The following is a 26,391-nucleotide window of genomic DNA, read 5'->3' on the forward strand; positions in this document are numbered from 1 at the left end:
AACTCGATGAAGTCTTGGCAGCTGGGGGATTCTACCGTAGGGGCGGCCCTCTGTGGCCGCCCGTCACCATTTGCGGTCGGGCACGGAGGCCCAACCCTACGAAGAAGATGACTTCCAACTGCAAACACCCCATGCCCCATACAAAAAGCCGCATCCGTTACACTATTTTTGATCAGCTCTCGCCAGTTCAAGGCATCTCTCCAAACTTCTCTTTGCTCCACGGCTTCAAATACATTGCGATGTAAAATCTGGCGTGAGACTTTATTGATTCGATGCCCCGCAAAGATCTCAAGTCCTGTTGCCACACAATTCGTCGCTCCACCAATAACTCGACCCAAAATAAAGCTACCTGTTCTTCCGCCCAGCGTATGACCCAGCACCTCCGCGGCTCCCAGGTTCAGTAAGGGTAACACATCGTTCGAACCCACATCTTCCCAGTGGTATTCCTGATGATTTAAAGTAGCTTGGAGCTGAGCACTTAATCTCGAATTCAAATAATGCGTTACCAAGAGTCGAGGCACAAAGGCCGCCACTCGGCCCAGGGCGTTGTTTCCCACAAAGGCAATCAGACCTTGACCCACCGCCCTTCCTGCGAAGCCGGCGGGGATGCCCGCGACGACTGCGATGCCTAATTGTAATGCAAAGGATTTGTTGAAAATCTCGTGGTCTAAAAACTCCAATGCCGGTCGGGCACAGAGACCCGACCCTACGGAGAAATACAGAGAGGAAAAAATCGAATGCTTAATTTCGCGTAAGCCTGCAACTGCTTCACTCAAATGGGGAATTGTAGAAATAGTACTTGCTGGCAAAGCAGCTTCAACAGGCTGATGCAGGGGATTGTTTGCAGGTAATGTTAAAGGTTGTGTAGATCTGTTAAGGGTTACCATAATAAGGTTTAGAGCTCCAGAGAGGCTGAAATAGCTCAGCTCTCGATCTTAAAAACTTATCGGTATAAATTAGAATTGGTTGCGTGGTTTTTTTTGATAAAACACAGCCATATTACTTTTTACTATTCAACAATGAAGCCTGAGAAGAAACCCGATTGCGACCATTGGCTTTGGAGAAATACAGGTATTGATCGGCAGTTTTTATCATCTCGGCAGCACTTGAAAAATTATCCGACTGCAAACAGGCCACGCCTGCGCTGATGTTTACCTTAAAACGATTGGCATCGAACTGAAAATCACTTTGGGCAATCGCCGTACAGATTCGCTCGGCAAGCGAAACGGCATCGAACTCGCTGGTTTCACGCATCAAAACCACGAACTCTTCTCCGCCATAGCGAGCAAACAAATCTTCAGTCCGAATAAGTTCCTGGGTAATCTGGGCAATTCGCTTTAAAACGTAATCGCCCGCCGGATGCCCATAGGTGTCGTTAATTTTCTTGAAAAAATCGATGTCAAAAATAATCAGGGAAAGAGGCATGCCCTTGCGTTTTGAATGGGAGAATTCTTGTTCAATCTGATCCAAAAAATAATATTTGGTACGCGCCTGTGTCACAGGATCGAAGTTGGCCATTTTATAGATTTGATTACGTTTTTGCGCTTCCAGATCTGAAACATAGGAAAAAGTGGCCACCGTTTGGGAACTGATCTGGATGGTGTCTTTGTCCTCGAGCACTTTTTTGTCGACCCGTACCCCATTCACGAAAGTGCCATTGGTCGATTTCGAATCCTCCAACAAAACCTCCCCCCCCTTCACTTGCAGCTTAAAATGCTGACGGGAGATGGCGTCGTCTTGCACGGAAATGGAGACGCTTCGGCTTCTGCCCACGACATATTCGCCCTCCTGTAAAAGATGGATCTGCCCCATGGAAGGGCCACTCATAAAGGAAAGCGCGGGATAGCGGGCCTGTTCCTTTGCCAAATCTTCAAGTGGAGTGATGGTCGTTTCGTCTCGGAACATAAGTACTCATGAGTTTAAAAGGAAATGGATAAAAAGAAAAAGGATAAAATTTTAAAATTTCGCCCGAAAAAACTCCAGGATTCTTGAAAGGAAGGCAGGCTTGATAAAAACAATCAAAAGGAGACTAAAAAAGATCAAAAAAATATAGATCGTTAACCTTATCTTTCTGTGCCTTTCCCTCACATAGCCACCCAATTCTTCTGCCCGAAGATGCATTTCGATGATGTTAGTCACTGAGAGTTCTTCATCTGCAGGATGGGGTTCTGGGGCTGTCGATTTGGATTCTCTTTCAGGATTGTTTTTTGCTAATGATTTACTTTCATCATTCCAGCTTAAGTCACCAAAAACAGATTCAAAATCAATCTCCTGAGGGTTAACAACCTGGGTAATCTCGATCGGTTTCTTTTTAGAATCAAACTTAGCCCCGCTGTTCGTATGAGCTCCCTGGGTTCCATCCATCAAGGTCAATTCCTCACGTTGAGTTCTTTCAAAATGAATATCCCCTGTCACATCCTCTTCTTTTTCAAACAGCTGATTCAAAAAATCGCAAATGGAAAGAGCCTTGAACTCGGGAAAATATTTAAGCAATAAGCGTGTAAGATCCTGACTCATTTCCTGGGCATTAGAATAGCGTTCATTGAGATTTCTATTCAGCGCTCTTAAAACGATAGCATCCAGCTCTGCGGGGATATCAGGTCTGAAATGGGAGGGAGGGAAAACATGCATGGTTTTAACCGCCTCAACCGTTTCAGCGTTTGACTTCTTTTTAAAAAGCCGCTGTCCCGTCAGCAACTCCCAAAACAAGATTCCCAGAGAAAAGAGGTCTGAGCGATAATCTATTTCCAGGCCCTCTGCCTGCTCGGGAGACATGTAGGCAAACTTGCCTTTTAAAATCCCTGTTTCCTGCTCTCCCAGTTTGGAGGCCGCTTTTGCCACGCCAAAATCGACAATTTTGACGTTACCTGAAAAACTTGTGATTATATTTTGGGGGGAAATATCGCGGTGAACAATAGACAATTCGTTTCCAGAATCGTCCTTACGGCGATGGATATAGTCTAAACCATTGCAAACCTCGGCAATCACGTGAATACAAAATTCCAGAGGAACTAAAATTGCTTTTTCTAAACTTTTTCGCTGAATTTGACTGAGGGTTTTTCCATCGACATATTCCATTACGATAAAGTAATCGTTATTCACTTTTCCCAAATCAAAAATCTGGGCAATATTGCCATGGGATAAATTCACGGCAATCTTCGCTTCCGAAACTAACATGTCGATAAATTCTTTATTGGCCGCGATGTGGGGTAAAATGCGCTTGATGACGATAAACTTTTTTATTCCCGAAAAGTCGTAGGTCAACCCTTTAAAGATCTCCGCCATGCCGCCCTGAGCAATCTTCTCCAAGATAAAATAATGCCCGAAGGGTCTGGGCTTTGTGGGATCTGTTTTTTTAAACACCATAGGATCACTTCAATCCCGTTATATCGTGGCTTTTACTCCCCACTATCCATTAAACTGATGAATCCAGTCGCCACTCACCACCATGAATTAAAAAAATAAACTCAATTAAATCATAATGCTAGCAAGTAATAATATTGGCACACTTAGTGCTTCTACTTAGGGTCGTCTGCCGGGAATTCATTCCGAATGCCCAAAAAACTGCAAAGAAATTTACCCCTCACTTCCCTCCACCCCATCCAGAGTCATCAGGATAAACCAGAGTAAGAAAGACTCTGGATGGGTTTTACCTCTCCAAGAATCGCGACCAATCCGGCTTGCAATGAAAATGGAAGGAAAGATGCGATTCGACCAAGCTTGAAACCATCTTTATTTGCGAGGAATTCATTTTTTCAACCTCTCCCCCTTGAAGGCTTACATTCCTCAGCCACTCACAAAGTTCTTGGGAAAGACCCAGGGTCTGATCTCCAAAAACCACACACCTTGTACACAATAAGCGAGCCTCTCTTAAACTAAAAAAAATCTTTTCTCCTTCTAATTTTTTTTCACAGCGCGAGCAGCCTTCAAAAGAAGGGGAAATCCCCATCCATTTTAGGTACTCCAAGGCAGTCGCCCAGAAAATTTCAATTTTGTCTCCTGCTTTTTCCAAATTTTTTAAAGCCTTTTGCAAAATCTGGAAGGAGCCGTGTTCGATGTGATTTTCATGACTAAAAAAATCGGCCATTTCTAGCAGACCCATAGCCATCATTAAAGTGAAATAATCTTTTCGGAGGTGAATATATCCAGAGATAAGCGAGGCTTGTTCAATAAACACCAAATTATTGTTTTTTCTTTCCCGAACAAGAAACTGGGCATGGGAGCAAAGGTCTAAGGTTCCACAAAAACGTTTTCGCGAAGCCCTAGCCCCTTTGGCAAGGCCACGAATCTTGCCCTTTTGCAAGGTCATCAAACTAACAATGAGGTCATTCTCCCCATAAGGCCACGTCTTTAAAACGATCGCCTCCACATTAAGCACAGAACTCATAAAAACAATCTCAGTGTAATTCCCAAAAATAGCAGCGTCAAAAGAGCCAACAAAAAGCGCTGTTTTTTTCTTTCGTTAAAATATGAAATTGAGGAAATGGACTGCTCCACCTGCACCTCTTTTAAAAAAAGCTTCAGTTGCTGCTGCACCTCTTCATCATCTAGACCTACAAAACGAACATAACTCTTCACAAAGCCCCTGAGAAAAGTGAGCCCAGGAATTTTGTGCAACTGGTTTTGCTCAATGGCCTCCAGAAATTCGCGACGAATATAGGTACCCTTGGAAATTTCATCCAAGGAAATCCCCCGCAATTCCCTTTCACGCTTGAGTAAAGCTCCAAAACGTTGAGAAAACATCTCACCTCCCACGGTTTGACATTCTCATTTGATTTTCTGTTTTTTTTAATGACTTCTCAGAAAATCCAATCTCTTTTTTGTCTCTTCTGCAATCATTTTTTCATCCGTAATGATGGCGTTTTTTAACGCGCTGCAACAAGCGCAGTGGCGTTCGACAGCTAATTCCTGAATCAGTGCCACTAAAAAACGTCGCGCTTTTTCAACATTGGCCAGCAGAGTTTGAATCACCTGCTCCACAGTGACGGAGTCGTGGTGCGGATGCCAACAATCGTAATCGGTCGCTAACGCAATAGTGGCATAGCAAAGCTGGGCCTCCCGCGCGAGCTTGGCTTCGGTCACATTGGTCATTCCAATCACATCCGCGTTCCAGCTGCGATAAATATTGGACTCGGCTTTCGTGGAGAATTGGGGCCCTTCCATGCAAACATAGGTTCCTTGGACACGATGAGGAATATCCAGTTTTTTGGCGATGGGCAAAAAAGCCTTTCTTAGATCAGAGCAGACCGGATCTGCCAAGGTCACATGGGCCACCACTCCTTCTCCAAAAAATGTGGAGATTCGTTTATAGGTTCTATCAATAAACTGATCGACAAACACCAGTTGCCCCGGCTCAATTTCTTCTTTGAGAGAACCCACCGCAGACACTGATAAAATCTGCCTCACCCCCAAACTTTTTAGCCCCCAGATATTCGCGCGATAATTTACCTCGGAGGGAGTCAATCGATGCCCTTGACCGTGACGAGCCAAAAAAACCACTTCGCGTCCCGAAAGTTTTCCCAGCACAAATTCTGCAGAAGGATCCCCAAAAGGCGTGGTCACTTTCTTTTTTTCGGTGATTTCTAGTTCCTTCATTTCGTAGAGGCCAGAGCCTCCGATGATTCCGATTTTATTCACTTTAACTCCAGGGTTAGTTCAAAGAGAGAAGAGACTTGTGGTCGTTTCGAGGACTGTCTGAGCAGCAGCAAGTTCCGCAAAAACTGGAATAAATCTCTTCTCTATTTGAAATTACTTTTTGACACTATTCCCCTCCTCTATACAAAATAACTCCCATGTGCGCCAAGAAGCTCAAGTTAAGCAGCGAATGCAAGTTTCGTCAACGTAAGCATCCAAGAGCCCATTGCCTTAATTGGGCACAGCGGGTTCGACAAGGAGTGCTGCGCCTAGGCGCAGCGTTTACTTCATGACTTCTAATCTTCAGCTACTCATCCGAGAAGCTGCACAAACTCTATCCCAAGGTGAACTTGTCGTTTTTCCCACTGAAACCGTTTATGGCTTAGGCGCTCGGGCGGATTCGGCTGCTGCAATTCAAAAGATTTACCAGGCCAAAGGACGGCCTCAAAATAATCCTCTCATTGTTCATTTTCACTCAATGTCGCAAATGAAGGAATGGATTAAACTCCCTGAGCAGGCTCAAAAATTAGGTAACAAATTTTGGCCTGGGCCGCTAACCCTTATTGTCCAAGGATCAGAAAGAATTTGTAAAGAGGCACGTGCCGGACTTAAAACCGTTGCCATTCGCATCCCCAATCACCCCATTGCCTTAGAACTTTTACGAGAAGTTGATATTCCTCTTGCTGCCCCCAGTGCTAATCGTTCGGGACACATTAGCCCTACTCAAGTGGAACATGTAAAACGTAGTTTAGGACCTCAAGTAGAAATTATTTTGGAGGGTGGCCCCTGTGAAGTGGGCCTGGAAAGTACCGTGCTGGACCTGACCACAAAACCACCCAGAATTTTAAGACCTGGAAAAATTTTGCGTGAGGAAATTGAAAATGAAATTGGGCCTGTGGACCTTATTGATCAAAAATTGCATGCAAGCGAAACTCTCGCCTCTCCCGGCTTACTTTCAAAACATTATGCCCCTGAAGCAAAGGTACTTTTAATGGAGGGCTCCGAAATTGAATATTTTTGCCGTCCTCACAAAGACGACAAAGTAGCCATTATTTTTCATTCAGCAGACTTGAAATCGAAACTTAATGAACCCGATAATTTAAAAAAAATCTATCTATCGAACAACCCAAGCAACTACGCTCAACAATTGTATTCGACTCTCTATCAGTTAGAAAATTCAGGATACAACTGCATCATCATCGAAGCCCTCCCTCAAGAGCCACAGTGGCAAGCAATTGCAAATCGTGTGAGCCGGATGATTTAGAATCTATTCATTCGGGACGAACCAAGGACACTACGCCCCTAAAGCCCATGTCTCAAATTGTTCCCCAGTTTGGTAGAGCTCCGATTCGTTATCCTCAAAAGACTCACCCACCCTCACGCTTTTTTGGATTACCTCGGCAAATGCCTCCCATAACTCTAACTCAACCTCAATAAAAGGCCTTACAAAACCGCTCTTCAATGCGATATCATAGGCCACCTGCGTCAGATCAGCTAAGAACTTCTCAGGTGAAATCTCAAGGTATACACGCTCCCGGTCCATATTACCTCTCCTTCTGATCATTATTTTATCTAAGGACAACCAACAGACCTATGCTTTCTAATGGAGATTAGGTAAAAATCCTATGATGGGAGTCAATTTGAAAGATGATTTTTGTCAGACTCGACTCCTTCCTTGACTTTAACCTGCAAGCTCCGTTAACATCGCGACAATTGGGCTTAGGTCTTTGATTCATTATGAAATTTTTCTTAAGTAGGAAAGCCAGCTTAAGCCTTAAAAATGAGGCTTTCCAGGTTTGCTTATGAAACATTTCATGCTTTATGGAGGTAGTAACATATGGCATCACGTGCCACAGGTCGCGTTAAATGGTTTAACGATAACAAAGGGTTCGGATTCATCGAGCAAGACAATGGTCCCGATGTGTTCGTTCATTATTCTGCAATTTCTGGGGATGGCTACAAGTCTCTCGCGGAAGGTCAGCAGGTAGAATTTGAAATTACAGAAGGCGCCAAAGGCTTACAAGCTGCAAACGTCAGTAAGATCTAAAAATCTGTTTTCATTAGATGCAGAAACAAAAAACCCACTTTTCAGTGGGTTTTTTTATTAGGGGATGGAGGGAATCGAAAACTGATTAAATCAGAGAAATGCCATCGATACTCGCCGGAATTTCTTTGTTCATCAATTTTAAAATTGTAGGGAACACATCCACACTGCGTGCCGGGCCCGCAGGGAGAGGATGGTTGATAAAAAAGGGAACCGCCATGTGTTCTCTCGCAAAACCACCATGGGTGGAGCGATGTTCATGTTGCTCGAAACGTTTTCTGAGATCCCAGCCGGGTTTTGCCGATAAAATGAGGTCTCCGCTGCGAGGCGATCTGAAAATTTGCAGGGCCTGCGCAAACACATCTGGATAGGAAGTCTCAAAGCTTAGATGCAAACTTTCCCTATCTGTCATCTCCTGGGGAAGCTGGGGAAAGCCGAGTGGGTCGATACCCTCTTCAACCTGATAGGAAATTTTCCCTCTCTTGCAGAAGATGCGGGAAAAACCTTTGTGATTAAAGATGACCACTGAACCATCCTTTGCTTGAGAAATCATTAAATCGATGGCCTCCTGTTTTCTCAAGAGTTCGATCAAATCCCTCCGTTGACTTCTCAATTCTTCAAAGCAGGTCCTGCCGCTCCAAGCCTTGTCCTTACTTGCTTTCAAATCTTTAAAATACAAATGAAGCATGCCATTCCCTGACACCATGCTCGCCACATCAAAACCCCATTTAAAAATCTTAGGGTAATAAAAGACTTTCAAACCTTGTTCTTCCAAAAAATGGGCAACGCCAAAATGCGAGTGAGTGGAAGAAAGTCCATGATCACTCACTACAGAAATTAAAGTTTCATCCAGCCAGTTTTTTTTTTGTAATTTGTCCAGCAGCTCGCCCAAGGCATCATCCAAAGTTCTATAAGCCTCCAGGGTTTTTTCTCCCCAGGGATCAGACAGATGCGCGTATTCATCAATAGCGGGCAAAACCACAAAAGCAAAATCAGGATCCTCGTCCAAGGCAGTCAATAATTTTTTGTACGCTGCCCTATCCACGAGCCCCCAATGATCGGTGAGATGGGCGTAATAAAAATACAAGATCCGACTCATTTTGGTCTTATTGGCCTTAAAAGTACTTCCACGATTGATGGAACTAAAAATATTAACGGGATGCTCGAACAATTGAAACAGGGTTGGGGTCTTCAGCTGTAAATCGCTGTTCATGAAAAAACTTTCCAAGCCCACATAACTTCTGAAACGCCTCCAGAGGGGCCTTCCTTCACCATAAGCCTTTTTATCAAACCAGCGGATCCCTGGGAAATTACAAGTTCCAGGATAACATCCTGTGAGATAGGGAAGATAAGCCGGCCCTGTTGTGGAGGGAAACACCGAAGTCACAGAGGCAAAACGCCCCGTTTTTTTAAAAAGCCGTTCGCAGTGAGGAAGCTTTCCTTCTTCACAGAGCTTTTCAAAAACATCCGGTCGAGAACCATCTGCCAGAAAAATAATGCAGCGCTTGTAGGTCATTAAGAATTCGAATCCATGTCTTTCAATTTCTTATTCATCCGGGTGATGAGTTCAGGATAACCATATTTTGTGATGATAGAATTGAATTGATATTTATAATTTTCAACCAGGCTTGCCTCGTCCACAATCACGTCAAAAATTTTCCAATCTTTCCCCGCTTTCATTAATTTATAATCCAGGGCTAAATTCAAATTTTCTTTGGGCACATAAATAGAAGTCTTGGTTTTGGATTTTGTCTTTTGTGCATCCAGGAAAGTATCTCCCAGATAACGAATCGTGAATTTTTTCCCACGGGTTTTTCCCTGTTCTTTTGAAAGAATGGCCTTTTTCTCGAGCAACTGAGTCATTATATTTACAAAATTATTTTGTTCAGCTGCAGATAAAGACGCCCAATGTTTGTCGAGAGAAAGCTTGGAAAGTTCGCGGATATCAAAAGTTCCAGTGATCACTTCTTTTTTGATCTGGACATTCTTCGCTTTTTCCTCGGCTGTGAGATTGTCTCCTGTCTTATAACTATCCATCTTGGTTTCCAGATCTTGAATGGCCCGGGTAGGAGTTCCCAGAGCCGCTTCTTGACCTGATTCGCGGGTTACAAGCCCCCCTGCCATCGATTTTCCATCCCCTGCCGAGTTTTGAGGCCGCGCAATCGTGGTGTCTTTCTTCGCTTGAGCTTGAACGAAAGAAGTGCAGAACAAGCAAAGCATCATCATTAGAATAATTTTCAAATTTCTTTTCATGGTTTCTCCTTATTAATACTGATAGCCAATCTTACTCATCAAAGTCGCCACCGCATTGTTATAATTAAAAATTGCTTCGAAATAACGCCCCTTCATCAACAGATAGGATTGCAGGGCCTCTCCATAGGCATTTTTATCCCCCACACCAATATCATTATTCGTTTTAGATAAAAAAACCACCTGACGTGCCAAACGGTAAGCCTGCTCCATATTTTCTAAATCGATTTTGGACTGCTTGGCATTGGAATAAGCATCCTGCATGTCTAGATTAAGCCCATCCTCTGCGTAATCTTTTAAGGCACTTACTTTGTAATATTCCAATTGTTTTTGTTTTATCTTGGCTCTGGCCTCTGTAAAATTCAGATCCCCTTTGATACGAATCCCAACACCTGCTCGGGTATAATTGAATGGGTCGTTAAAATCGCTGGTCGACCCTACATTGGCAACAGTATCTACAGTAGACCCCAACTCATAAAACATTCCAACACCCAGGTTAGGAAGTAATTTTCTCTTTTCCAGACGATATTCGGTCTCTTTCGCCTTCACCGCAATGTCCAGCAAGCGCGACTCTGGGCGATATCGTTTTGATTCTTGCAGATAAAAATCCAGATCTTTCAATTGAAAATCTACAGGACGTAAATGCTGATCTTTAATTTGATAAGAAAAATTTCTATCCATCCCTATCTGCAACCTTAAACCTGCAACGGCCAATTCGCCCTTACGAATGGTTTCTCCCAAATGTTTCAAAACTTCAAAGCGCGTCAATTTTATTTTTGCAAGCTCCAGGGGATCTGCCCCCCCTGCTTCAGCCTCTCGTTTGTTGATTTCTTCGTTTATTTTTTTGAGAGCTTCTTCCAACATTTCACGGACATCCGCCGCCAATAAAATTCCGTTATAAAGTTGTTTTACCTTCAGCACAATTTCATTGGTCTTTTGTGTCTTCTTTTCTTGAGAAGCGCCTATTCCCATTCTGGCCAAGCTCTGGGCCAACTTGATCTTTCCAAAAGTAAAGACCGGGACACCAATGCCCACCTTTACACGATTAATCATGGTGATATCACCCTTAAAAAAGGTATCGACCGCATTGGATGCATCCATAGGAACAGGGGCTGCCTCATATTCATAATCAATCACCGGAAGTCCACTAGGCTGCGCCTCTTTAAGCCTCCATTGAGAAAGTTCAATATCCAGTGCCGATTCCTTGATCTCCGAATTATTGCGCAATGCCATGCGCACACAGTCCCCCAAATCCAAAACCAGGTTTTGCTCTGCTGGACCAAAAAAATTCTGAGAAGCTGAAGGATTAGCGTCTGCTGGAACACTGTCGGAAAGATTTAAATCGGATGAAAGGGGATCGGCGTTTTTACTTTCTTGAGCAGAAACGAGAGAAGAAAAAAACAAGAGAGAGAAAAAAAATACGGCAAAGAAATTGCCTAAAATGAATATGCTATTTTTTGCTCGAAAAACTTTCAAAAAATTATCCATGAACATGAATTAATAAATTACGCTATACACTACGTTATACATATTTCCCGTTTTTGTAGGGGCGATCCCTCTGTGGTCGCCCGCACTCGAATGGACTTTGACCCAATGAAAAGCCCAGTTGCGGGCGGGCACGGAGGCACCACCCCTACAAAAAATTGGAATACTATTACGCATACCCTATCCCCCTTAAAAGGGTCAATGAAAGGATTGCGAAGGCGCCTCAGAAAATTCATTGCTCGCCTCCAAAGGCCTTAACGGAAGAGTAAAATAAAAGGAAGACCCCATGCTTTTTTTAGATTCCACCCAAATACGCCCGCCATGCAGCTCGATAATTTTTTTAGCCAAACTCAAGCCCAAGCCTGTGCCCCCATACTCTCGATTGAGATCGTTGTCGGCCTGCCGGAAATCTTCAAAAATTTTCATCTGATCTTCTTCTGAAATACCAATCCCCGTATCTTGCACACAAATCTTTAGCATCTCTCCCGATTTTTGGGCCGAGATCATTACCTTCCCTTTTTTTGTAAACTTCAAGGAATTGCTGATCAAATCATTGATCACCTGTTTCAATTCTTGCTCATCTCCGTAAATGCCGGGAGTAGAATCGGGCCAATCCATCAAAAACTGGCACTCTTGTTGATCAAAATGAGCTTGCAACAAAGCGACTGCTTCCAAAATGAGTCTTCTCAAATCGATTTTTTTAATATTCAACTCGACTAATCCCGACTGATATTTAGTGAGTTCCAAAATATGATCCACAACTTCCAAAAGTTCGCTTCCTGAATTTTTCATCATGTTCAGGTAACGAATATAATCCGTGTTCAAGCATTGATCGGGATCTTCCAACAAAAGTTCTGCCAGACCTAAAATGCCATGCAAAGGGGTTCTCAGTTCATGGGTAATGTTACTGACAAATTGAGTTTTTAGTTTTGCAAGTTCCGAAAGTTTTATATTTTGACGATACAAGGTTTCATAATAATGGGCATTTTCGATAAAAATAGCCCCCAGGGAAAGCAGGGTGGAAAACAACTCAATGTCTTCGCTGTCATAATGCTTGTCTTTTTTGGGCCCCAAATTAAAAAGCCCCAAAAATTTTTTCTCGGTCATCAAGGGAAAGCTGATCTCGGAATACCATTCTGAAAAATAAGTCAAGGCTGGGATTTTAATATCAACGAGTTTAGAATCTTCGATAAGCTGTGATTTTAAAAGAGGATGGGCATCCCGTTTAATCCATAAAATCAGTGGATGCTGGGCCGAAATAGAAACAGTCATCGGATTATAACCCAGGTTTTCTTTGAGGACATACTGTTTCAGCAAGGTGTCATAAATCAAAATGGAGGCATTGGAAGCGCCACTGAGTTCGGTAAGGGTATGCAGCAGAGTTTTGTAGACTTCCTGGGGATTGGAAAGCGAGGCCAGTTTGACGCCATAACGCACAAAAATTTCACGCCAATTGTATTTGTTGCCTCGCTGCTTGAAAAACATTGGGCCATTGTAAAAGATCAAAAAGCAATGAGGCAATGGCTTTCTTTGTTACTTGGAGTTTATTAACTTGAGTTCCGCAGATTTTAGTAAGAAGCCACTCTGAAAAGTCCTCTCTCCCTTGAGGGGAGAGAGTCAGAGAGAGGGTGATCCTGAGTGCACTAGAAATACCCCTCACCCTGACCCTCTCCCTCAAGGGGAGAGGGGAAATGCTTTATAGATGGGTACTTGCCAAGAATGAGCAAAAAATGATTCTTAAAATCTGCGGAACTCAAGTTATTAACAAACTCAAAAGCGCCTTCTGCACATGTAGGCGATTCTCTGCCTGATCAAACACATAGGAATGAGGACCATCCATCACTTCATCGGTAATTTCCTCACCGCGGTGGGCAGGCAGACAATGCAGGACCATCACTTGGGGAGAGGCCCTTTTGATCAGGGATTCATTCACCTGAAAGGGCTCAAAAAGTTTTCGTTTTTTGGAGTCTTCTTTTTGCCCCATGGAAAACCAGGTGTCGGTATTAATTACATCGCAATGCTGCACCGCCTGGATCGGATCAGATCCAATGTGAATATGGGTGGTTTTTTGGGCCTGAGCGCATAAAAGTGCATCGGCCTCAAAACCTTTGGGACAGGCCACTCGCAGTTCAAAACCCAGTTTGAGAGCGGCGGCAATCCAGGAATTGGCCATGTTGTTTCCGTCTCCTAGATAAGCCACCTTTATTTTTTTCAAAGTTTTTTTCACTTCATAAATAGTTAGCAAATCAGCCAAGACTTGCACCGGATGATGCAGATCACTCAAGGCGTTGATCACGGGAACAGTGGCATGACTCGCCAGTTCTTCCAAGCGGCTTTGGGCATAGGTTCTAAAGACAATTCCATGGACATAGCGAGAAAGCACTCGGGCGGTATCGGCATAAGTCTCGCCCCGCCCTACTTGGGATTCCATGGCAGACAAATAAAGACTGTGCCCCCCCAACTCGTTAATCGCGACCTCGAAAGACACACGGGTTCGAGTGGAACTTTTTTCAAAAAGAAGGGCCAAGGATTTCCCCTTCAAGGGTTGAGGATGTTTTTTTACATCCCTGAGCTTTTTATATTGCAGCGCAACCTGAAGCAGCTTTTCGAGTTCTTTTACGCTAATGTCCTCAAAGGATAAAAAATCTTTTTTCATAAGAGTATTCCTACAAAATCTTCTCCAACACCCCCAGCGCCCAATCTATTTCTTCTTTTTTCAAAATCAGAGGAGGCACAAAACGAAGCACGGTGTCATGGGTACAATTAATCAGTAAGCCTTCTTGCATCGCTTGTTGCACGACATTCGGCAGCGTTTGTTTCAACTCGATTCCCAACATCAATCCCAAACCTCTCACTTCTTTGATAATGTCTTTCTTGGTTTGCAGATCTTTTAAAGCATTCAAAAAATAAAGTCCCAAGTCTTGGACAGACTTTAGAAGCTCATTTTGAACCCCCTCCAACACGCAGAGGGCCACGCGGGTCGCAAAGGGATTTCCCCCGAAAGTGGAGGCATGATCTCCCGGTTGAAAGGCGGCAGCCACTTTGTCGGTGGCTAGTAGTGCCCCAATGGGAATGCCACCCGCCAAGCCTTTGGCCAAGGTCATCACATCGGGTTGAATAGAAGTGTGTTCATACGCAAACATCTTGCCTGTGCGTCCTATGGCCGTCTGAACTTCATCCAGCATCAGTAAAACTCCATGTTGATCACAGAGTTTTCGCAATCCTTCTAGATAACCTGAAGGAGGAATGTTGATCCCTCCCTCGCCTTGAATAGGTTCGACGAGCAGGGCAGCGATCTCAGTATCTTTTTCTAACAATTGCTGCACGACCTGGAGATCTCCAAAGGGCAGATAAACAAAGCCTGGCACATCCGGTTCAAAACCTTTTCTAAATTTGGGAGAGGCATTGGCATTGATCATCGCCAAGGTTCGACCGTGAAAGGAGCCTTCGAAGGTCAACAGCTTGAAACGCTCCGGATGGCCATTCACCTTCTGATATTTACGAGCAAGTTTCAGCGCCGCCTCGTTGGCTTCAGCCCCCGAATTACAGAAAAAAGATTTATCGGCAAAAGAAATACTGGCCAGTTTTTCAGCAAGTTCAACTTGATATCTTACTTGATAAAGATTTGAAGTATGAATAAGTTTTTTGGATTGTTCTGCAATCACTTCACTCATCTTAGGATAGGCATGCCCCAACACATTCACCGCAATCCCTGCCACCAAATCCAGATACTTTTTCCCCTCCAAGTCGTAAAGCCAGCAACCCTCTCCCCTTTCGAAGACAATGGGCAGGCGTTTGAGGTTGTTGAAAAGGAATTGGGAGGATTTTTTTATGAGGGCTTGAGTATTCATGTAAACACCGTCCCCACCCCTTGATCGGTGAATATTTCTAAAAGGATGGCATGAGGAATTCTTCCGTCGATAATGTGGGCGCTTTTTACGCCAGCTCTCAGGGCTTCCAGACAACATTCCACTTTGGGAATCATCCCCCCTTTAATAATACCCGATTGAATGAAGCGGGCTGAATCTTCTGAACTCAGCTTGGAGAGTAGCTTTCCAGTCTCATCTTTCACCCCTTCTACATCGGTGAGTAAGAGAAGCTTTTCAGCACGCAAGGCCCCCGCCAAGGCACTCGCTACCAAATCGGCATTAATATTGAGGGCCGCCCCTTTTTCACTCACTCCCACCGGAGCAATCACGGGAATAAAATTGTTTATTTCCAAAGAAGTTAAAATTTCTGGATTTACCTTGGTCACCTGACCCACTTGTCCTAAATCGACCCCTTCGTCTGTAGGAACTTTTTCAGCAACCACAAGATTTGCATCTTTGCCCGATAAACCCACCGCACGTCCCCCATGCTGATTCAGCAAGGCCACAATTTCTTTGTTCACATTTCCCACCAAAACCATTTCGACCACCTCCATGGTTTTCGCATCGGTGATTCTCATCCCTTTGTGAAATTCTGAAACAATCCCCATCTGCTTCAGCAAACCTCCAATTTGAGGACCTCCCCCATGAACCACGATGGGATTCAATCCAATGTATTTCATCAAGACGATATCTTTTGCGAAGGTCTCCTTCAGATTTTCATCCACCATGGCGTGCCCACCGTACTTGATCACGATGGTCTTGCCCGAGAATTTTTTAATATAGGGAAGGGCCTCAATTAAAACTTTGGCTTTTTGCAGGGCTTCTTGCATTTGGGTACCCCCTCTTAAGCTAAGAGGGGGTCAGGGGGCGTTATGGCAATCGGATTCAATTGGACATAACCCCTCCTAACCTCCCCTTAGCTTAAGGGGAGGAAATAATCATAAAATATATCGACTCAAATCCTGATTCTGGGCGATCTCTTTTAAACGATCACTCACATAGCGATCATCAATTTCTATTTTATCTCCAGGAATTTCGGGGGCGATGAAGGAAACATCATCCAACACGCGCTCCATAATGGTATGCAAGCGGCGCGCGCCGATATTTTCGGTTTGTTCGTTCACCCGGCAGGCAAAGCCCGCCATTTCTCGAAGTCCGGTTTCCTGAAAAACAATATCCACTTTTTCGGTTTTGAGCAGGGCCACATATTGCTTGGTCAGCGAGTTTTCAGGTTCGGTTAATATTTTATAAAAATCATTTTCCGTCAGCGAATCGAGCTCCACCCGGATTGGGAAACGTCCCTGGAGTTCTGGAATCAAATCGGAAGGCTTGGAGACATGAAAAGCCCCTGCTGCAATAAATAAAATATGATCGGTTTTCACCATGCCATACTTCGTATTGACTGTAGAACCTTCCACAATGGGCAAGATATCACGCTGCACCCCTTCCCGGGAAACATCGGGGCCCTGGCCTCCTCCGCCTCCGGCAATCTTGTCGATTTCATCCAGAAAAACAATTCCATTTTGCTCTACCCTATCCACAGCAAGTTTCGTTACCTTCTCCATATCCACCAATTTTGAGGCCTCTTCCTGAAGTAAAATTTGTCTGGCCTCCAAAACCTTCACTTTCCGTTTTTTATTCGATTTAGGCATCATGTTCTGAAACATATCCCGCAGGTTCATGCCAATCTCATCCAAATTACCACCCGCCACGATTTCTACCATCGGCATGTGAGCGCTTGCTGCGGCTTCCAGTTCTACAAAACGCTCCTCCAATTTTCCTTCTTTCAACATGCCACGAAATTTTTCTCGCGTATCTTCCGCGGGCGCTGGCGCAGGGGGTGGAGTGATGGCATTCCCTTGCGCATCGGTAGATAAATCCAAATTCGTGCTAACCTCGACATTCTTCGCGCTTTTCTTTGGAGGAGGGATAAGAAGATCCAGCAGTTTTTCTTCCACCAATTCCTCTGCTTTTTTAAACACCTTCTTTTTTTCTTCTTCCTTGAGCATGTTCACGCCCAACTCGGTAAGCTCACGAATGATGGATTCCACATCCTTGCCCACATATCCGACTTCAGTAAATTTGGAGGCTTCTACTTTAATAAAAGGGGCGTTGGAAAGCTTGGCCAGACGACGCGCAATCTCGGTTTTACCCACGCCCGTCGGCCCAATCATGATGATGTTCTTGGGCGCAATTTCATCACGAAGCTCTTTAGGCACCTGTTGGCGCCGCCATCTGTTCCTCAGGGCAATAGCCACGGCTCGCTTTGCGTTTGCCTGACCAATGATGAATTTATCCAGTTCTGCCACGGTTTCTCTCGGTGTAAAACTTTCCATAATTAAACTTCTTCCACGTAAATGTGATCGTTGGTGTAAATACAAATTTCTGAGGCAATCTTCATCGCTGCCTCGGCAATTTCCTTAGCCGACAAATTTGAGTGTCTTAAAAGTGCACGGGCAGCCGCCATCGCGAAGGGGCCACCGGAACCAATGGCACTCACGCCATCATCGGGTTCAATGACATCCCCATTCCCCGACAGGGTTAAAATATTCTCACTGTCCGCAACGATCAGTAAGGCCTCTAACCTTCTCAAAACGCGATCGGTACGCCAGTCTTTAGCGAGTTCTACAGCAGCACGCACAATATTGCCCTGAAATTGATCGAGCTTGGCCTCAAATTTTTCAAAGAGGGTAAAGGCGTCTGCCGTGGAACCGGCAAAACCAGCTACCACCTTGCCATTTTTCATCCGCCTTACCTTCCTTGCCGAATGTTTCATAATGGTATTTTGCAAACTCACCTGCCCATCTCCGGCAATAGCGATTTTTCCATCTTTCTTTACCGCCACAATGGTGGTGGCATGAAAGGTATGGGGAATAATTTCTGAACTCATGGGGGCCTCAATCTATCTATAAAAAATTAGAGAACCTACTCTCATATAGAATCTCACAGATTTTCCAAGGGAAAAATGAGGCTATTTTGTCAGGGAAAGATTAAGCCACCTTTTTTAATTTAATAGCCACTTCATAGTCCAAGGCATTTAGAAGTTTAATCATTTCATCCACTGTTTTGTGAGTGTTTGTTTGGTCCAGTAGACGATAGAAATGGGTGGGTGAAGTCCCCATTCGACGAATAATCGCCCTTTTCGTAAGTTTACTTTTTTCAAGAAGAGTTTGGGCTTCTAAACTAAGTTTATAAAGAAGAGCTTGATGTAAATAATCGCTATCTCTATTGTATTCCAAGACTTGGTCTATAAGAACACTGTCCTCTTTTCCCGATTGAAGCTTGTAGGTGAAGCCTTTCGAAGCCAGCTCTTTATCGACAAAAACTTCTACTATTTTATCTAACAGAGTAGGCTTTAATCTTAAACGCGCATAAGGTATTTCAAATAAGCCTTTTTTAATTTTAACTTCAAAACTTTTTTTTCTATTATTTGGAATTACTTCTAATATTTTCATAGCAAGCCTTCTTTCTGAAGTTCTTCAATTATTTTGATTAAGTTGCGTGTCGCTTTACCTTTGATAACTTTCTTTCCCTGAAGATCCCATTTCAATATTTCTTTCTGATCTTTATACACGTGGACGTGATGTCCATGATCTCCAATCCAACTGATAAAAATATAATTTCCACGTCGAATTTTACCCATAAAATTTAAATAGTATCTATATTGTAACTATTTGTAAATAAAGAAAACTAAGCCTTAGGATGGCTTTTATCGTAAATCTCCATCAATTTTTCTAAAGAAAGATGTGTATATTTTTGAGTGGTCGATAAAGAAGCATGCCCCAACAGTTGCTGCAAGCTCCTGAGATCGGCCCCATTTCCCAACAGATGCGTCGCGTAAGAATGACGGAGTCCATGCGGGCTTATTTTTCGGCCCATGCCCAGCTTGAGCTGATACTGTTCCAATAATTTTTGCAAGCTGCGCACAGAGAGGCACTTTCCCCGTGTTCCTAAAAATAAAGCGCCACCGCCTTCTGGCTGGGATTGGACATAGCATTGCAAGAGGTCAAAAACTTTTTGGGGAATAGGCACAATACGCTCTTTGGAACCCTTGCCCCGTACCCTCAAAATTTTTGAGGAAAAATCGATATCCGTTTTATTCAAGCCCACCAACTCACTCACGCGAAGACCACAACCATACAAGAGTTCAAAAACAGTTTGATCTCTCAGCTTAAACTTTTCTTTTTTGGGAGAGATATTTTCAATCAGATGAAAGGTCTCGTCGACACTTAAAAAACGTGGCAACACCTTTGCTTTTTTAGGGGAAGGAATCAGTCGAGCCAAGTTGGATTGAAGCAAGCCTTTTTTTACCGCAAAATGGTAGAAGGATTTTAGGGTAGAAAGCTTACGCCCTACCGAAGTTTTTGAGTTTTTTTTCAAGAGCCAGGCGATAAAAGCTCGAATCTCCCGCACAGAAATCTTTTCCCAAAGCACTTCTTGTCCCTTCACCAAATCTGCGCACTGCTCGTTCAGAAAATTCTGAAATTCCGACAGATCTCGCGCATAGTTTTTCTGGGTGTGAAGCGCATAGTTTTTTTCGGTGGAAAGATAGCGATAAAAGGCTTGGGTAAGCATGGAGGGAGTATAGACTCCTGTCTTACTATTTTCTCAATCAAAAATAAAAATACTGCCCCATGAACTCCCCTCACGCCCAATCCAATGCCCCACTACTTTATTTACTGTCTTGAGTTACGCAGATTTTAGTAAGAAGCCACTCTGAAAAGTCCTCTCTCCCTTGAGGGGAGAGAGTCAGAGAGAGGGTGATCCTGAGTGCACTAGAAATACCCCTCACCCTGACCCTCTCCCTCAAGGGGAGAGGGGAAATGCTTTATAGATGGGTACTTGCCAAGAATGAGCAAAAAATGATTCTTAAAATCTGCGGAACTCAAGTTACTGTCTAAATTTGCCACTAGACAAAAACTACAGTTCTATTAAATCAAGAACGACATCCAACAGGAGTATTCATGAGTGCACTCACAAGCAAAATGCGGGACGAGCTTCACCAGATTGATTCTGCCATCACCCAGCCCTTTCCGAATTCACGCAAGGTTTATGTGACCGGCTCCAAACCCAGTATTCGTGTGCCTTTAAGGGAAATCCGTTTGAGTGACACGTTGGGTCCTCAAGGCAAAATACCCAACACTCCCCTCACCGTCTATGACACCTCCGGGCCTTACACCGACCCCTCTGCTCAAATCGATTTATTGAAAGGATTAGCTCCTCTGCGCGAAGAATGGATTAGTGAAAGAAACGACACCGAAGTTTTACCAGCTCTTTCTTCTCTTTATGGGCGAGAGCGCTTGAAAGAGAGGCATCTCGATTCATTAAGATTTGAACACATCCGGCGTAATCCCCGTCGTGCCAAGGCAGGCGGGAATGTCAGCCAGATGCATTACGCCAAAAAAGGAATGGTCACTCCCGAGATGGAGTACATTGCCATCCGTGAAAACCAGCGTTTGAATTATTTAGGGCCGCAACATCCCGGAGAATCCTTTGGGGCCAATATCCCTAAACAAATTACTCCTGAATTCGTGCGAGATGAAGTAGCTCGAGGTCGAGCGATCATCCCCGCCAATATCAATCATCCTGAACTGGAACCCACGATCATCGGACGAAATTTTCTGGTGAAGATTAATGGCAATCTGGGAAATTCTGCGGTCACCTCCTCTATTCAAGAAGAAGTGGAAAAAATGTTGTGGGGCATTCGCTGGGGATCAGACACCATCATGGATTTGTCGACGGGGAAAAATATCCATGAAACGCGGGAATGGATTTTGAGAAATTCCCCCGTACCTATTGGAACGGTTCCCATTTATCAGGCCTTGGAAAAAGTAAATGGAAAGGCCGAAGAGCTTACTTGGGAAATCTTTCGCGACACCCTGATCGAACAGGCCGAGCAAGGAGTCGATTATTTTACCATCCATGCGGGTGTGCGACTCGCCTATATTCCCCTCACCGCCAAACGACTGACCGGCATCGTTTCCCGCGGGGGCTCTATTTTGGCCAAGTGGTGCCTGGCGCATCATCAAGAAAATTTTCTCTACACCCACTTTGAAGACATCTGTGAAATCATGAAGGCCTACGATGTTTCTTTTTCTCTGGGAGATGGCCTGAGACCCGGTTCTATTGCGGATGCCAACGATGAGGCCCAATTTGAGGAACTCAAAACTTTAGGGGAGCTCACTCAAATTGCCTGGAAACACGACGTGCAAACCCTGATTGAAGGCCCCGGGCACGTGCCCATGCAGCTTATTAAAGAAAATATGGATCTGCAGTTGAAGTATTGCAACGAAGCTCCTTTTTATACTTTGGGACCTTTAACCACCGACATCGCCCCCGGTTATGATCACATCACCTCTGCGATAGGCGCAGCCATGATTGGCTGGTTTGGCACTTCCATGCTTTGCTATGTGACCCCCAAAGAACATTTGGGCCTGCCGAATCGGGAAGACGTGAAGGCCGGCATCATCGCCTACAAAATTGCGGCCCACGCGGCAGATCTTGCGAAAGGACATCCCGGCGCGCAGAGGCGTGACAATGCTTTATCGAAAGCCCGCTTTGAATTCAGGTGGGAAGATCAATTCAACCTCTCGCTCGATCCCGATACCGCCAAATTGTATCACGACGCCACTTTGCCTCAACACGCGGCAAAAGAAGCCCATTTTTGTTCGATGTGCGGACCGCATTTTTGCTCGATGAAAATCACTCAGGATGTGCGGGAATATGCGGAGAAAAAAGGCTTGGAAGCTGCGGAAAAGGCCTTGGAGCTGGGGATGAAAGAAAAGGCGGAAGAGTTCAAACAAAGAGGGAAGCTGTATTAGGCATGAAACAAAATTCCATCCTCCAAAATCAAACTGTCCAGGTAGCCAACACCCGCCTGAGGGCTCAGCGAATTACACCAGGTTCCCCAAGCAAAATCGATTCCCAAAAACCCACCCTGGTTTTTCTTCACGATGCCATCGGAAGCATCGAGCAATGGAGAGGCTTTCCCGAAGAGCTGGTGCGCCTCACAGACTGCCCAGCCCTGGTTTATGATCGCCAAGGTTATGGACACTCCGATGCCCTCACTCAAAAAAGAAATTCTCAATATCTGGAAGAAGAAGCCCTGAAGATTCTTCCAGAAGTGTTACGAGTCTGTCAGATCAAAAAAACAATATTAATCGGCCATAGCGATGGCGGATCCATTGCCCTTATTTTTGCTGGGGCCTGCCCGAACGATATTCATCTGCAGGGGATTATCACCGAGGCAGCTCATGTGTTTGTCGAGGAAATTACCCTTGAGGGCTTACGCAAGGTCCTTCACTGGGCTGAGATCAGCGATTTCAAAAAGAAACTCTCCAAATTTCATGGCGAAAAAACCGAGACCCTCTTCTCGGCATGGATCGACACCTGGCTGGCAGAGACTCATCGCCATTGGAATATTGAAAAATATCTTTCCCCCATCACCTGCCCCAGCCTGATTATCCAGGGAGAGGAAGATGAGTATGGAAGCCCAGCTCAAGTGGAGGCCATTCTTCGTCAGGTAAAAGGAGAAGCAAGCTCCTTGCTTATTCCCCACTGCGCCCACATTCCCCATTATCAGGCAAAAAAAGAAGTATTGAAGGCCATGCAGGATTTTATTTTGCAGAAAGGACATTCATTGGGCCCCCTATGAAGAAATTAACCAAAGTATTTAAAAAAGAAACCCGCAAGATCTTCAAGGTCTTTCTTGAGCCCACCTTTATTTATCTGACCATTGTAGGGAATTCCATTTTGATGATTGCCACTGTGATCGTCTATTATCTCGAAAAGGGTCCGAAGTCCCAGATGAAAACTTATTTTGACAGCTTGTGGTGGGGCATTTCAACTATCACCACTGTGGCCTATGGCGATATATTGCCTCAGACTTTTTGGGGGAGGATTATCGGGATTGCCCTTATGTATACGGGGACGGTGCTTTTCATCAGCTTTACCGGTCTCATTGTGTCCGGCCTGATGAAAGAAGAAGTGGAGGAAGAAATGGTGCCTCTGCAGCAGGAAATTCAGCTGGAAGAAGAGAAACAGAAAAAGATTGAAGAAAGCCTGAAAGAAATCTCGGAACGATTAGAGCGCCTGGAAAACACAATCCTGAAAACCGGGGTAAAAAAATGAATCCACATTCTTTAAAACTGAAACGTCTGGGCATTGATACCCATCAGGAAGCTGTGGTGTATATGAGAGACGATTGTCCCGTGTGTCGTTCAGAAGGATTTGAAGCCCATTCACGGGTTCAGGTACTCACCTCTCATCATCAAATTATTGCCACCTTGAATATCGTGCACGATGGCATCTTAGACCCGCAGGAGGCCGGCCTTTCGGAAGCAGCCTGGAAACTGCTTTCTCCTCTGGAGGGTGAAACGGCCACCTTTGCCCATCCTCCTCCCGTTCAGTCCATGGGGCATGTGCGAGCAAAGCTTTATGGGCACCGTCTTTCCGGGGAGGCGATGCAATCCATCATTCAGGATGTGGTCGAAGGAAAATATACTGATATCCAGCTTTCTTCTTTAATCTCAGCCTGCGTGGGTGACCGCTTGGACGGCCAGGAAATCATTGGCCTTACCCGGGCCATGATTCAAGTGGGGGAAAAAATTTGTTGGCAACAGCCTCTCATTGTCGACAAACACTGCGTGGGCGGACTTCCCGGCAATCGAACCACCCCCATCGTGGTGGCGATTGTAGCGGCCGCGGGTCTTGTCATGCCCAAGACTTCTTCCCGTGCCATTACTTCTCCGGCAGGCACCGCAGACACCATGGCCACGCTCACCAATGTGGATCTGGATCTCGCCACCATGAAGAGAGTGGTTGAAAAGGAGGGGGCTTGTCTGGCCTGGGGAGGCGCCATTCATTTGAGCCCGGCAGATGATATTTTGATTCGGATTGAACGTGCCCTCGAGGTGGATAGTGAAGGACAGCTGGTGGCTTCCATCCTATCCAAAAAGGCAGCCGCGGGTTCTACGCATGTGCTGATCGACATGCCGGTGGGCCCCACAGCCAAGGTGAGAAGCCCTGAAATGGCTGAGGCCTTAAAACGACACCTGGAACAAACGGGAAAGGCCATTGGGCTTGAAATCTATGTGATGTTGACGGATGGCACTCAACCCATTGGTCGTGGCATTGGTCCTACGTTAGAAGCCAATGATGTTCTGGCCGTGCTCCAGGGAGAAAAAGAGGCTCCTCAGGATCTACGCGAAAAATCCCTTTCCCTTGCGGCCAAGATGATTGAACTTGCAGGCCTCGCCAAAGAAAAAGAGAGTCAAACCCTGGCTCGAAGTATTTTGGAAGATGGCCGTGCCTGGAAGAAATTCCAGGCCATTTGCGAAGCTCAGGGAGGCTTGCATTTTTCTCAAAAAGCCGCGTTCACTCAAGTGGTGCTCGCTCCTCAAAAGGGCATTGTGCAAGTCATCGATAATCGAAAACTGGCCAAGGTCGCAAAACTCGCTGGGGCCCCAGAATCTAGTGCTGCAGGGCTTGTACTCCACGCGCCTCTTCAAAAACGGCTAGAAAAAAACGAGCCCCTTTTTACGATTCATGCAGAGACACACGGAGAAATGGCCTATGCCCTCAGCTATGTGGCTGATCAAAAAGATATTATTACGATAGGACAGATGTAACTACTCAGGTCCCCCTTCCAATTGCTGCGGAACTCGCAATTATTGGTAAGGATTAAAACAGAACTTGAGTTCCGCAGATTTTAAGAATCATTTTTTGCTCATTCTTGGCAAGTACCCATCTATAAAGCATTTCCCCTCTCCCCTTGAGGGAGAGGGTCAGGGTGAGGGGTATTTCTAGTGCACTCAGGATCACCCTTTCTCTGACTCTCTCCCCTCAAGGGAGAGAGGACTTTTCAGAGTGGCTTCTTACTAAAATCTGCGGAACTCAAGAACAGAACTTACGTCACCCCCGAGAAATCGGGGGTCCATTTTACTCTTTGCTCAAGGATTGCTCGGCAGTCCTCGCAATTTCCAGGGCTACCTGAGCAGTTACTTATGGTTCTTCATCACCTTCTCCAAAGCCTTCACAAACTTTTCATTTTCCTCCTGAGTTCCCACACTCACTCGCAAGGTATGAGGCAAGCTGGGCGTGCTTACATTGCGGATGAGTACACCTTCGTTGAGAAGGTCTTGAAAGGTCTTTTCTGCATCTTGCAGTTGAAAAATGATGAAGTTGGTTTGAGAAGTATAAACTTTAATGTGGGGGACGGCACACATCGCCTGGTAGAGCCAAGATCGGTTGATTTTGAGGGTGGTCACTCTTTTTTCAAGCAGTTCAGGATGATCGAGCACGGATTCCACCAAGACCTCGTTCAAAGCACTCACGCAGTAAGGCAACAACACCTTCGAAATTTCACTGATAATTTCCTCATGCCCCAAAGCAAGCCCCAGGCGTACACCTCCCAATCCATAGCCTTTGCTAAAAGTCCTTAACAAAATTAAATTTTTATAACTGGGGAGTTCAGACAATAAATCATAATCTGCAAAATGGCAGTAGGCCTCATCTACCACCACCAGACATTTTGCCTTTTGAATCACCTGTAAAATCTCTTCTTTGGGAAAGAGGTTTGCCGTAGGGGCATTGGGATTAGCCAGAAAAATCAAACTGGGCGGGGTTTTTTCAATTTTTTCCAAAATAGCCTTTAGAGGAAAGCTGAAATTTTCCCCCAAAGGAATCAAATCGACCTTATTCCCCAAGGCCTTGGCCTCCAGTTCATACAAACTAAAGCTGGGATCCAGCGCAAGCACCCTGCTCTTCAAGGAAGTCGCCAAAACAATGGCCTGAATCAGTACATTAGAACCATTCACCACGGCAATGCCTTCACTGGGCCAGTGATAGAATTCAGACAGTTTATTCAACAAGGAATAAGGTTGTGAAAAAGGATAGCGATTCCAAGGAATTAAAACTAGCTTTTCAAGTACTTTCGCCTTAATATCCCCCGGGATATCGTAAGGCATTTCATTTTGATTGAGCTTGATGGCCTCCGGACGAGCCGCAAGTTTATATTTTTTTAGGGCTACAATTTCAGAGCGAATAAGACTTGTCATGCTGGTCTGGCTAGCCATCCCAAAAAAAAGAGTCAAGTTGGCTTTTTAAACA

Annotated in this window: 26 protein-coding genes; 6 read left to right on the forward strand and 20 right to left on the reverse strand. The window is 44.8% G+C overall.

Features of this window, described 5'->3' with window-relative positions; all coding sequences use genetic code 11:
- The 6 genes from HQM15_06805 to mtnP form a co-directional block, all read right to left on the reverse strand.
- The coding region (locus HQM15_06805) for a hypothetical protein (protein ID MBF0492473.1) at positions 1 to 887 on the reverse strand (887 nt) is incomplete at its 3' end.
- A gap of 112 nt (positions 888 to 999) precedes the next feature.
- Positions 1,000 to 1,905 carry a diguanylate cyclase gene (locus tag HQM15_06810; protein ID MBF0492474.1) on the reverse strand — a complete coding sequence of 302 codons (906 nt, stop codon included), beginning with the start codon at positions 1,903 to 1,905 and terminating at the stop codon, positions 1,000 to 1,002.
- A gap of 51 nt (positions 1,906 to 1,956) precedes the next feature.
- Positions 1,957 to 3,366 carry a serine/threonine protein kinase gene (locus HQM15_06815; protein MBF0492475.1) on the reverse strand — a complete coding sequence of 470 codons (1,410 nt, stop codon included), beginning with the start codon at positions 3,364 to 3,366 and terminating at the stop codon, positions 1,957 to 1,959.
- A gap of 283 nt (positions 3,367 to 3,649) precedes the next feature.
- A complete protein-coding gene (gene recO, locus HQM15_06820) occupies positions 3,650 to 4,387 on the reverse strand; it encodes a DNA repair protein RecO (GenBank protein MBF0492476.1) in 738 nt (245 codons plus the stop codon).
- Complete coding sequence (locus HQM15_06825; GenBank protein MBF0492477.1) at positions 4,384 to 4,743, reverse strand: helix-turn-helix domain-containing protein; 360 nt, start codon at positions 4,741 to 4,743, stop codon at positions 4,384 to 4,386. Before HQM15_06825 ends, recO begins: the two co-directional genes overlap by 4 nt.
- 45 nt (positions 4,744 to 4,788) lie before the next feature.
- Complete coding sequence (gene mtnP / locus HQM15_06830; GenBank protein ID MBF0492478.1) at positions 4,789 to 5,595, reverse strand: S-methyl-5'-thioadenosine phosphorylase; 807 nt, start codon at positions 5,593 to 5,595, stop codon at positions 4,789 to 4,791.
- Positions 5,596 to 5,923: 328 nt separating this feature from the next.
- Between mtnP and HQM15_06835 the strand changes: the two genes are divergently transcribed.
- On the forward strand, positions 5,924 to 6,898 hold the full coding sequence (locus HQM15_06835) for a threonylcarbamoyl-AMP synthase (GenBank protein ID MBF0492479.1): 975 nt from the start codon (positions 5,924 to 5,926) through the stop codon (positions 6,896 to 6,898).
- Positions 6,899 to 6,928: 30 nt separating this feature from the next.
- Here HQM15_06835 and HQM15_06840 read toward each other — a convergent pair whose 3' ends face one another.
- Positions 6,929 to 7,177, reverse strand: a complete 249-nt coding sequence (locus HQM15_06840; GenBank protein MBF0492480.1) for a hypothetical protein — start codon at positions 7,175 to 7,177, stop codon at positions 6,929 to 6,931.
- 294 nt (positions 7,178 to 7,471) lie between these two features.
- Between HQM15_06840 and HQM15_06845 the strand changes: the two genes are divergently transcribed.
- On the forward strand, positions 7,472 to 7,681 hold the full coding sequence (locus tag HQM15_06845) for a cold-shock protein (protein MBF0492481.1): 210 nt from the start codon (positions 7,472 to 7,474) through the stop codon (positions 7,679 to 7,681).
- A gap of 85 nt (positions 7,682 to 7,766) precedes the next feature.
- Here HQM15_06845 and HQM15_06850 read toward each other — a convergent pair whose 3' ends face one another.
- The 12 genes from HQM15_06850 to HQM15_06905 all read right to left on the reverse strand — a co-directional run bounded on the left by HQM15_06850 (position 7,767) and on the right by HQM15_06905 (position 19,857).
- On the reverse strand, positions 7,767 to 9,194 hold the full coding sequence (locus HQM15_06850) for an alkaline phosphatase family protein (GenBank protein ID MBF0492482.1): 1,428 nt from the start codon (positions 9,192 to 9,194) through the stop codon (positions 7,767 to 7,769).
- Positions 9,194 to 9,931 carry an ABC transporter substrate-binding protein gene (locus tag HQM15_06855; protein ID MBF0492483.1) on the reverse strand — a complete coding sequence of 246 codons (738 nt, stop codon included), beginning with the start codon at positions 9,929 to 9,931 and terminating at the stop codon, positions 9,194 to 9,196. Before HQM15_06855 ends, HQM15_06850 begins: the two co-directional genes overlap by 1 nt.
- A 12-nt stretch (positions 9,932 to 9,943) precedes the next feature.
- Positions 9,944 to 11,332: a TolC family protein gene (locus HQM15_06860; protein MBF0492484.1), complete on the reverse strand. Its 1,389-nt coding sequence runs from the start codon at positions 11,330 to 11,332 to the stop codon at positions 9,944 to 9,946.
- 279 nt (positions 11,333 to 11,611) lie between these two features.
- Positions 11,612 to 12,898 (reverse strand): GAF domain-containing sensor histidine kinase, encoded by a 1,287-nt coding sequence (locus HQM15_06865; GenBank protein MBF0492485.1) that lies wholly within the window; start codon positions 12,896 to 12,898, stop codon positions 11,612 to 11,614.
- Positions 12,899 to 13,166: 268 nt separating this feature from the next.
- Positions 13,167 to 14,069: an ornithine carbamoyltransferase gene (gene argF, locus HQM15_06870; protein MBF0492486.1), complete on the reverse strand. Its 903-nt coding sequence runs from the start codon at positions 14,067 to 14,069 to the stop codon at positions 13,167 to 13,169.
- 10 nt (positions 14,070 to 14,079) lie between these two features.
- The gene (locus HQM15_06875) at positions 14,080 to 15,264 is read right to left on the reverse strand and encodes an aspartate aminotransferase family protein (protein MBF0492487.1); all 1,185 of its coding nucleotides are present in this window, start codon (positions 15,262 to 15,264) and stop codon (positions 14,080 to 14,082) included.
- Positions 15,261 to 16,112, reverse strand: a complete 852-nt coding sequence (argB, locus tag HQM15_06880; protein MBF0492488.1) for an acetylglutamate kinase — start codon at positions 16,110 to 16,112, stop codon at positions 15,261 to 15,263. Before argB ends, HQM15_06875 begins: the two co-directional genes overlap by 4 nt.
- A gap of 108 nt (positions 16,113 to 16,220) precedes the next feature.
- A complete protein-coding gene (gene hslU, locus HQM15_06885) occupies positions 16,221 to 17,621 on the reverse strand; it encodes an ATP-dependent protease ATPase subunit HslU (protein MBF0492489.1) in 1,401 nt (466 codons plus the stop codon).
- On the reverse strand, positions 17,621 to 18,172 hold the full coding sequence (gene hslV, locus HQM15_06890) for an ATP-dependent protease subunit HslV (protein MBF0492490.1): 552 nt from the start codon (positions 18,170 to 18,172) through the stop codon (positions 17,621 to 17,623). Before hslV ends, hslU begins: the two co-directional genes overlap by 1 nt.
- 100 nt (positions 18,173 to 18,272) lie before the next feature.
- On the reverse strand, positions 18,273 to 18,737 hold the full coding sequence (locus HQM15_06895) for a hypothetical protein (protein ID MBF0492491.1): 465 nt from the start codon (positions 18,735 to 18,737) through the stop codon (positions 18,273 to 18,275).
- Positions 18,734 to 18,925, reverse strand: a complete 192-nt coding sequence (locus HQM15_06900) for a hypothetical protein (GenBank protein MBF0492492.1) — start codon at positions 18,923 to 18,925, stop codon at positions 18,734 to 18,736. The genes HQM15_06895 and HQM15_06900 overlap by 4 nt, the downstream gene beginning before the upstream one ends.
- A gap of 47 nt (positions 18,926 to 18,972) precedes the next feature.
- On the reverse strand, positions 18,973 to 19,857 hold the full coding sequence (locus HQM15_06905) for a tyrosine recombinase XerC (protein MBF0492493.1): 885 nt from the start codon (positions 19,855 to 19,857) through the stop codon (positions 18,973 to 18,975).
- A gap of 389 nt (positions 19,858 to 20,246) precedes the next feature.
- On the opposite strand from HQM15_06905, the gene thiC reads away from it, so the two are divergent.
- The 4 genes from thiC to HQM15_06925 are packed head-to-tail and all read left to right on the forward strand — an operon-like array spanning position 20,247 to position 24,911.
- A complete protein-coding gene (thiC, locus tag HQM15_06910; GenBank protein ID MBF0492494.1) occupies positions 20,247 to 22,103 on the forward strand; it encodes a phosphomethylpyrimidine synthase ThiC in 1,857 nt (618 codons plus the stop codon).
- A gap of 2 nt (positions 22,104 to 22,105) precedes the next feature.
- A complete protein-coding gene (locus HQM15_06915) occupies positions 22,106 to 22,936 on the forward strand; it encodes an alpha/beta hydrolase (protein MBF0492495.1) in 831 nt (276 codons plus the stop codon).
- Entirely contained in the window at positions 22,933 to 23,412 is a 480-nt protein-coding gene (locus HQM15_06920) for a two pore domain potassium channel family protein (protein ID MBF0492496.1), read from the forward strand. Before HQM15_06915 ends, HQM15_06920 begins: the two co-directional genes overlap by 4 nt.
- Positions 23,409 to 24,911, forward strand: a complete 1,503-nt coding sequence (locus tag HQM15_06925; protein ID MBF0492497.1) for a thymidine phosphorylase family protein — start codon at positions 23,409 to 23,411, stop codon at positions 24,909 to 24,911. The genes HQM15_06920 and HQM15_06925 overlap by 4 nt, the downstream gene beginning before the upstream one ends.
- A gap of 369 nt (positions 24,912 to 25,280) precedes the next feature.
- Here the strand turns inward: HQM15_06925 and hisC are convergent, their stop codons facing one another.
- Entirely contained in the window at positions 25,281 to 26,357 is a 1,077-nt protein-coding gene (hisC, locus tag HQM15_06930; protein MBF0492498.1) for a histidinol-phosphate transaminase, read from the reverse strand.
- Positions 26,358 to 26,391 lie beyond the last annotated feature (34 nt).

The organism is Deltaproteobacteria bacterium (assembly GCA_015233135.1).
GTDB lineage: Bacteria > UBA10199 > UBA10199 > JADFYH01 > JADFYH01 > JADFYH01.

What these genes read in the sequence shown, in the direction of transcription:
- HQM15_06810 (MBF0492474.1), bottom strand. Translation starts at nt 1,905, where the DNA reads ATGTTCCGAGACGAAACGACCATCACTCCACTTGAAGATTTGGCAAAG.
- HQM15_06815 (MBF0492475.1), bottom strand. Translation starts at nt 3,366, where the DNA reads ATGGTGTTTAAAAAAACAGATCCCACAAAGCCCAGACCCTTCGGGCAT.
- recO (MBF0492476.1), bottom strand. Translation starts at nt 4,387, where the DNA reads ATGAGTTCTGTGCTTAATGTGGAGGCGATCGTTTTAAAGACGTGGCCT.
- HQM15_06825 (MBF0492477.1), bottom strand. Translation starts at nt 4,743, where the DNA reads ATGTTTTCTCAACGTTTTGGAGCTTTACTCAAGCGTGAAAGGGAATTG.
- mtnP (MBF0492478.1), bottom strand. Translation starts at nt 5,595, where the DNA reads ATGAAGGAACTAGAAATCACCGAAAAAAAGAAAGTGACCACGCCTTTT.
- HQM15_06835 (MBF0492479.1), top strand. Translation starts at nt 5,924, where the DNA reads ATGACTTCTAATCTTCAGCTACTCATCCGAGAAGCTGCACAAACTCTA.
- HQM15_06840 (MBF0492480.1), bottom strand. Translation starts at nt 7,177, where the DNA reads ATGGACCGGGAGCGTGTATACCTTGAGATTTCACCTGAGAAGTTCTTA.
- HQM15_06845 (MBF0492481.1), top strand. Translation starts at nt 7,472, where the DNA reads ATGGCATCACGTGCCACAGGTCGCGTTAAATGGTTTAACGATAACAAA.
- HQM15_06850 (MBF0492482.1), bottom strand. Translation starts at nt 9,194, where the DNA reads ATGACCTACAAGCGCTGCATTATTTTTCTGGCAGATGGTTCTCGACCG.
- HQM15_06855 (MBF0492483.1), bottom strand. Translation starts at nt 9,931, where the DNA reads ATGAAAAGAAATTTGAAAATTATTCTAATGATGATGCTTTGCTTGTTC.
- HQM15_06865 (MBF0492485.1), bottom strand. Translation starts at nt 12,898, where the DNA reads ATGTTTTTCAAGCAGCGAGGCAACAAATACAATTGGCGTGAAATTTTT.
- argF (MBF0492486.1), bottom strand. Translation starts at nt 14,069, where the DNA reads ATGAAAAAAGATTTTTTATCCTTTGAGGACATTAGCGTAAAAGAACTC.
- HQM15_06875 (MBF0492487.1), bottom strand. Translation starts at nt 15,264, where the DNA reads ATGAATACTCAAGCCCTCATAAAAAAATCCTCCCAATTCCTTTTCAAC.
- argB (MBF0492488.1), bottom strand. Translation starts at nt 16,112, where the DNA reads ATGCAAGAAGCCCTGCAAAAAGCCAAAGTTTTAATTGAGGCCCTTCCC.
- hslV (MBF0492490.1), bottom strand. Translation starts at nt 18,172, where the DNA reads ATGAGTTCAGAAATTATTCCCCATACCTTTCATGCCACCACCATTGTG.
- HQM15_06895 (MBF0492491.1), bottom strand. Translation starts at nt 18,737, where the DNA reads ATGAAAATATTAGAAGTAATTCCAAATAATAGAAAAAAAAGTTTTGAA.
- HQM15_06900 (MBF0492492.1), bottom strand. Translation starts at nt 18,925, where the DNA reads ATGGGTAAAATTCGACGTGGAAATTATATTTTTATCAGTTGGATTGGA.
- HQM15_06905 (MBF0492493.1), bottom strand. Translation starts at nt 19,857, where the DNA reads ATGCTTACCCAAGCCTTTTATCGCTATCTTTCCACCGAAAAAAACTAT.
- thiC (MBF0492494.1), top strand. Translation starts at nt 20,247, where the DNA reads ATGAGTGCACTCACAAGCAAAATGCGGGACGAGCTTCACCAGATTGAT.
- HQM15_06915 (MBF0492495.1), top strand. Translation starts at nt 22,106, where the DNA reads ATGAAACAAAATTCCATCCTCCAAAATCAAACTGTCCAGGTAGCCAAC.
- HQM15_06920 (MBF0492496.1), top strand. Translation starts at nt 22,933, where the DNA reads ATGAAGAAATTAACCAAAGTATTTAAAAAAGAAACCCGCAAGATCTTC.
- HQM15_06925 (MBF0492497.1), top strand. Translation starts at nt 23,409, where the DNA reads ATGAATCCACATTCTTTAAAACTGAAACGTCTGGGCATTGATACCCAT.
- hisC (MBF0492498.1), bottom strand. Translation starts at nt 26,357, where the DNA reads ATGGCTAGCCAGACCAGCATGACAAGTCTTATTCGCTCTGAAATTGTA.